This is a genomic window from Streptomyces viridochromogenes (assembly GCF_001270495.1).
GTDB classification, from domain to species: Bacteria; Actinomycetota; Actinomycetes; order Streptomycetales; family Streptomycetaceae; genus Streptomyces; species Streptomyces viridochromogenes_A.
In genome coordinates, this window is record NZ_LGUR01000041.1 from 1 (window position 1) to 7101 (window position 7101).

Sequence of the window (7101 nt, forward strand, 5' to 3'; positions counted from 1 at the left end):
CTGCGCCACGGCCCGCACCCGGGGCCGGACCACGCTGTTGATGAGCAGCGCGAGGGCGACGGGGATCGGGAAGAACAGCACCAGTTGGAGCACGAACAGGACGACGGTGTTCTCCGCGGCACTCCAGAACAGCGGGTCGTCCATCATCCGCGAGAACTGCTCCACCCCGACCCATGGGCTGTGGAAGATCGCGGTGATGCCGTTGCTGGAGACGTACGGGTCGTAGTCCTGGAAGGCGACGACGTTGCCGAGCAGCGGGACGTAGTTGAAGAGCAGGAGCAGGACCATGACGGGCAGCGTCATCAGGATGAGCGCCCGGTCGCGGCGCAGCCGGATCCGGAAGGGAACCTTGCCCGCCCGGCCCGCCTTGCCCGGCACCCGGTCCTTCGCCACCGCGGTGGCGACCGCGGCCGTCGGTTCCTCGACGGCCGCGGGGGGACGAGTCCCGTCGGGCCTGCTCCCGGCCGTGAGAGACATCAGTTGCCGCTGCCGTTCTTGTCGATGAGCTCCTTGTACCAGTCGCGCAGCTTGTCGCCGCCGGAGGACTTCCAGGTGGAGATGGCCTGCTGTACGTCGGACAGCTTCCGGTTGCCGCGCACGAAGTCGATCTCCAGCTGCTCGAACTGGCTGGAGAGATTGGCGTAGCGGCTCGGCTCGACGATGTTCATGCCGTACGTGGACGTCTTCTTCATGAAGGCGCCCATCCGCTGCTGCCACTCGACCTGCTTGCGGGCGACGTCGGGGAAGTCGGGGTGGGCGTAGTAGGCGGCCGGCGCGGCCAACATCACCCAGGCGTTGACCACCTGGGAGTTGCCCAGGTCGTTCTTGACCGGGACGCCGTCCTTGACCGTGTAGTGGGTGCCCTCGACGCCGTAGTCGACGAGCATCCGCTCCTTGGTGCCATAGGGCGCGGCCGCGAAGTTGGCCGCGGCCAGCGCGTTCTCCACGGTCGTCTTCGAGGCGCCCTTGCGGATCATCGACCAGATACCGGCGGGCTGGGCCGCCGTAAGCTTCGGGTTGCCGCCGTCCGCGCCGAAGATGTCCATGCCCTCGATCTCGAAATCCGGGTTGGACGCGGCCTGTTCGGTGGTCTTGCCGTACCAGTTGGACATGTCCTGGTTGAAGACGAGGATCTGGCCGGCGGTGAAACGGTTACCCGCGTCGCCGGAGCGCGCCTTGTCGTCGGGATGGACCACGCCCGCGTCGAACAGCTTGCGCGTCCACTCCAGGGCTTCCAGGTACTCGGGCTGCTCGATGCGGTACGTCAGCTTGCCGTCGTCCCCGATGTCCCAGCCGAGCGTCCCGGACGGGCGGACGCCGAAGATGCCCCACGCGGTCCAGTTCATGTCACCGCAGGCCCACACCTTGGCCTTGGCGCTGGTGGCCTCCTTGGCCCAGCTGAGGAACTCGTCCGGCGACTTGGGGGCCGACCAGCCCTTCTTGTCGAAGATGGGCACGATGAAGGACGCGGTGGCGGCCGGCATCGGGATGCCGCGCAGCGCGCCGCCGAAGATGCCCATGCGCCAGGCGTCGGAGGGGATGGCGGCCAGGTTCGGGTACTTCTTGACCTTGTCGCCCGCCAGGTAGGGACCGAGGTCCATGAACTTCGCGGTGACCGCGTTCGAGATCTTGCCGACGAGTTCCCAGCCCGGCACGACCACCATGTCGGGTATGGAACTGGAGGCGAGGACGGCGCCGAGCTTCTCGCCGTAGGTGGTGCCGTCCTGGTTCTGCCAGGTGATCTTGGTGCCCGCCGCGGCGTCGAGCGCCGTGTAGTAGGGGTTCCCGGGCTTGGGCGGGGAGCCCCAGAACGGGGACATGACCTTGAAGGAGGCGCCGGTGCCGAGCTTCTCCGGGACCGAGGTCTTCAGGGCCGCGAGGTCGACCTTGCCCGTGTAGCCGGCCGCCGAACCGTTCTTCGACGGCAGGTCCGGCTGGGCGACGGTGCTGGCGACGTAGGCCGGGAGCAGCTTGTCCGCTGCCTTGCCCGAAGTGGCACCCTCCCGCGAACCGGATTCCGAACCGCCGCAGGCGGCGAGCAGCGGCATCCCACCCGCCACCGCTGCGGTGGCGACCGCCGTGGAGGCGAGGAAGGTTCTCCGGCTGGGTCCGGAGGGGGCGGAGTCGGCGTTCGGCGTCATTGCGTCAACCCTTCATGGCGCACCTGGACACCCGGCGGTGGGCCGTCGGCTGCGGTGTCTTAAGTGGATCTGGCTGAGCTGAAGCGATCCTGCGACCACGGCGGGGGGCACCCCGGAAGCGTGCGAGCCTCGTGGTCGAACTAGTCGAAGCGCTTCGATGTTGCTGCGAGGTTAAGTGAAGGCATGGGGGTGCACAAGGGTCGATTCCAAGATTCCTCCGAGGTGTGGAGGATCCGACCGCTCTCTTATGGCGCTTGAAATAACGGTCAGGAGTCGGAGTTGTTGCGCCGGGGTGTCTTGACACCCACCCCCTCGTCGAATCAGCATCGAAGCGCTTCGAAAGCGCCTCGCCGTTCCACCGCAAGGGGATCCCCACGTGACCGCACAAACGCCGCCTACGCCTCCTTTCCGCGATCGGCGCCTGCCGTTCGCGAAGCGCATCGACGACCTTCTGACGCGGCTCACGCTCGATGAAAAGATCGGATTCCTGCACCAGTTCGCGCCCGCCGTCGAACGACTCGGCATCGAGGGGTTCCGCACCGGCCAGGAAGCCCTGCACGGCGTGGCCTGGATGGGGCCGGCCACCGTGTTCCCGCAGGCGGTCGGCCTCGGCGCGACATGGAACACCGAACTCGTACGACGGGTCGGCGAGGCCGTCTCCAAGGAGACCCGCGCGATGCGCGCCCGCGACGAGCGGGTGGGACTGAACGTCTGGGCTCCCACCGTCAACCTCCTGCGCCACCCCCTCTGGGGCCGTAACGAGGAGGGCTACTCCGAGGACCCCAAGCTCACCTCGGCCATCGCCACCGCGTACACCCGTGGCCTGCGCGGCGACCACCCGACGTACTGGCGCACCGCACCCGTCCTCAAGCACTGGCTGGCCCACAACAACGAGACGGGCCGTGACGTCACGTCGTCCTCGGTGCGCCCGCGCGTCCTGCACGAGTACGATCTGCGCGCCTTCCGCGAGACGGTCGAGGCGGGCGGGACGGCCGGTGTGATGCCGGCGTACAACCTGGTCAACGGCCGCCCCAACCACGTCTCGCCCTATCTGCGCGAGCACCTGCGCACCTGGACCGACGAGGACCTGCTGGTCTGCTCCGACGCGGGGGCGCCCTCCAACCTGGTCGACTCCGAGCACTACTTCGACACCCACGAGGAGGCCACGGCCGCCGCGCTGCTGGCCGGTGTCGACAGCTTCACCGACCACGGCACCGACGGTTCGAAGATCACCGCACGCGTGCGCGGGGCCCTGGAGCGGGGCCTGCTGACCGAGGCGGACATCGACACGGCCGTACGCCGCCAGCTCTCGGTGCGTTTCCGGCTCGGCGAGTTCGACCCGGAGTACGACCCGCACGCGCTCACCAAGGACTTCGACACCCCGGCCCACCGCACCCTCGCCCAGGAGGCCGCCGAGCAGTCGGTCGTCCTGCTCAAGAACAGCGGCGGCCTGCTGCCGCTCGCCCCGGACACCCGGCTCGCCGTGGTCGGTCTGCTCGCCGACGAGTGCAAGCTCGACTGGTACAGCGGCACGCTCATCCACCGCTCGACCCCGCTGGAGGGCGTGTACGAGCGGTTCGGCGCGGAGCGGGTGGAGTTCGCGGAAGGCGTGGACCGGGTCCTGCTGAAGACCTCGACCGGAGCCTTCCTGCACGTTCCGGAGGCGGACGCCGACGACGAGGTGCGCGGCGCCGAGGGCGCCCTCGACCCGGCCCTGCTCGCCGGCCGTACCGATCTGCCCCCGCTGACCACGGACCCGACCGGCACCGAGTTCGCGCTCGTCGACTGGGGCGAGGGCGTGCTGACCCTGCGCGCCCCCGACGGCCGCTACCTCTCGGTCGCCGAGGACGGCTGTGTCCGCGCCTCCGCCGACCAGCCCGGAGGCTGGGTCGTCCAGGAGACGTTCCGCCTGGAAGCGCATGAGAACGGACACCTCCTCCGGCACATGGGTACGGGTCGCCACGTCTCAGTCGCCGCCGACGGCGTGCGGGTTGCCGAAGCGAATCCGGAAACTTTCCAGCTCATCGTCGTCGAAAACGGTGAAGACGCTGTAACCCGGGTCACCGCACAGGCGGACGTGGTCCTGGTGGTCGCGGGCAACGACCCGCACATCCACGGCCGCGAGACCGAGGACCGCTCGACGCTGCACCTCCCCGCCCACCAGGAGCGCCTGCTGCGCGCCGCGCACGCCGCCAACCCGAACACGGTGCTGGCGCTGGTGTCGGCGTACCCCTACGCCGTCGATCACGCGGCCCTTCCGGCGCTGCTCTGGATGTCGCACGGCGGCCAGGCGGCCGGCACCGCCCTGGCCCGTGTCCTGGCCGGCGACGTCTCCCCCGCGGGCCGTCTCCCGCAGACCTGGTACGCCGCCGACACCGACCTGCCCGACCTTCTCGACTACGACGTGATCGGCAGCCGCCAGACCTACCTGTACTTCGAGGGGACCCCGCTGTTCCCGTTCGGCCACGGCCTGTCGTACGCGGCCTTCTCCTACGCCGACCTCAGCACCCGCACGACGGACGACTCCCTGCACGTCTCCTTCACGGTCACCAACACCGGCGATGTGCCGGCCGACGAGGTGGCCCAGCTCTACACCCGCGCCGTGGACCCGGCGGTGCCGCGCCCGCGCCGCGAGCTGATGGCGCACAGCCGGGTGCGGCTGGCACCGGGCGAGCGGACGGAGCTGAGCTTCGAAGTCCCGCTGTCCGCCTTCGCCTTCTGGGACGTGGCCCGGGGCGGCTGGCGCCGGGAGCCCGGCCCGTACGAGGTGCTGGCCGGCGCCTCCAGCGAGGACGTCCGCCTGCGGACGACGGTGATCCTGGACGGCGAGGCATCCGCCCCGCGCCCCGTCCGGCGCCGCGGACTGGCCGCGGCCGACTTCGACGAGCAGAGCGGCATCGCGATCGTCGACCGCACGAAGACGACGGGCGACTCGGTGACGCCGGCCCAGGGCAGGTCGGGTCAACTGGTCTACCGGGACTGCGACTTCGGGGACGGCGTCACCGAGGTGACGGCGGCGCTCTCCGGCGACGGCGCGGTCGAGGTGTCGCTGGACGGGGGCGCGGTGCTCGCCGTCCTGACGTCCGAGGCGGCGGACGACGCGAGCCCGTACGACTACGCGACACTGCGCGCCGGGATCATCGCCGAGGGCGTCCGGGACGTCCACCTCAGACTGCGCGGCCCGGTGCGGCTCGCGCACGTCGGCTTCTCCGGTTGAGGGTCCGGAAGAGGCCGGCACAAAGAAGAGGCCCGGCACCGGAAGGCATCGGTGCCGGGCCTCTTCGGAGAGCCTAACTGAAAATGGATCCCATTTACTAGAGAGCGAGACCGGTGAGGACCAACACCCGCTCGTAGGTGTAGTCGTCCATCGCGAACTTCACGCCCTCACGGCCCACGCCGGACTGCTTGGCACCGCCGTACGGCATCTGGTCGGCACGGTAGGAAGGGACGTCGCCGATGACGACGCCGCCGACCTCAAGGGCGCGGTGCGCCCGGAAGGCGGTCTGGAGGTCGTGGGTGAACACGCCCGCCTGGAGGCCGTACTTGGACTCGTTGACGGCGGCGAAGGCGGCGGCCTCCCCGTCGGCCTTGTGCACGGTGAGGACGGGCCCGAAGACCTCCTCGCACGCGAGGGTGACGTCGGCCGGTACGTCGGTGAGGACGGTCGGCGCGTAGGAGGCGCCGTCGCGCTTGCCACCGGTGAGGAGGGCGGCCCCGGCGGCGACGGCTTCGTCCACCCAGCTCTCGACGCGCTTGGCGGCGTCCTCGCTGACCAGCGGGCCGACATCGGTCGCGTCGTCGTTCGGGTCACCGGTGACCTGGGCCTCGACGGCGGCGACGATGCGCGGCAGGAGCCGGTCGTAGACGGACGCGTCCGCGATCACCCGCTGCACCGAGATGCAGGACTGGCCGCCCTGGTAGTTGGAGAAGGTGGCGATGCGGGTCGCGGCCCAGTCGAGGTCCGCGTCGGAGGCGTAGTCGGCGAGCACGACCGCCGCGCCGTTGCCGCCCAGCTCCAGGGTGCAGTGCTTGCGCGGCACCGAATCCATGATCGCGTAGCCGACCTTCTCGGAGCCGGTGAAGGAGATCACGGGCAGGCGCGGGTCCTGGACCAGCGCGGGCATCCGGTCGTTCGGCACCGGGAGGATGCTCCAGGAGCCGGCCGGGAGGTCGGTCTCGGCGAGGAGCTCACCGATGACGAGCCCGGAGAGCGGCGTGGCCGGGGCGGGCTTCAGGATGATCGGCGCACCGGCGGCGATGGCCGGGGCGATCTTGTGGGCGCACAGGTTCAGTGGGAAGTTGAAGGGCGCGATACCCAGGACGACCCCCTTGGGGAACCGCCGGGTGAGGGCGAGCCGCCCCTGACCACCGAGGTCGGTGTCGAGCCGCTGGGCCTCGCCGCCGTTGAACCGCCGGGCCTCCTCGGCCGCGAACCGGAAGACGGACACGGCACGGCCGACTTCGCCGCGGGCCCACTTCATGGGCTTGCCGTTCTCGGCGGAGATCAGCCGGGCGATCTCCTCGGTGCGCTCGACGAGCCGCTTGCTGACGTGGTCGAGGGCGGCGGCCCGCACATGGGCGGGGGTCGCGGCGAAGTCGTCGCGGACGGCGTACGCGGCGGCCACGGCCTCCTCGGTCTGCGCGTCCGTCGGCACACTCACCTTGCCGACGAGCCGCCCGTCCCACGGGGAGGTCACATCGAAGCTGTCCTCGCCGCTGACCTGGCGGCCGGCGAGCCAGAAGGCGTGGCTGGAAGTCATGTCGATTTCCCGGCCCTTCCGCGTTGGGGGTGTCCTGGTGTGTCGGGGTCCACGGTAGGGGCGTGGGGGCGCAGGGGTGTTTGTCCGGGGTGGAGTGGTGGGGGTGGGGGGTGTGCCGGTTTGGCGGGGTGGGTGGCGCGGCCAAGGAATCCTCGCCCCCGCCGCCCCTACCCGTCCCATCCCTGGGGGCTGCCGCCCCC

3 protein-coding genes and 1 pseudogene are annotated in these 7101 nt (G+C 70.4%); 1 reads left to right on the forward strand and 3 read right to left on the reverse strand.

The features are described from left to right. Nucleotides 1-477 (reverse strand): annotated as a pseudogene (locus ADK36_RS07205) (sugar ABC transporter permease); the annotation flags it as partial. Then, nucleotides 477-2141, reverse strand: a complete 1665-nt coding sequence (locus tag ADK36_RS07210) for an extracellular solute-binding protein (RefSeq protein WP_053196786.1) — start codon at nt 2139-2141, stop codon at nt 477-479. The gene ADK36_RS07210 and the pseudogene ADK36_RS07205, both read right to left, overlap by 1 nt. A gap of 376 nt (nt 2142-2517) precedes the next feature. Between ADK36_RS07210 and ADK36_RS07215 the strand changes: the two genes are divergently transcribed. Continuing rightward, entirely contained in the window at nt 2518-5358 is a 2841-nt protein-coding gene (locus ADK36_RS07215; protein ID WP_053196788.1) for a glycoside hydrolase family 3 C-terminal domain-containing protein, read from the forward strand. A 97-nt stretch (nt 5359-5455) separates the two neighbouring features. On the opposite strand, the gene ADK36_RS07220 is transcribed toward ADK36_RS07215, so the two are convergent. Further along, nucleotides 5456-6901 (reverse strand): aldehyde dehydrogenase family protein, encoded by a 1446-nt coding sequence (locus ADK36_RS07220; protein ID WP_048587457.1) that lies wholly within the window; start codon nt 6899-6901, stop codon nt 5456-5458. Nucleotides 6902-7101 lie beyond the last annotated feature (200 nt).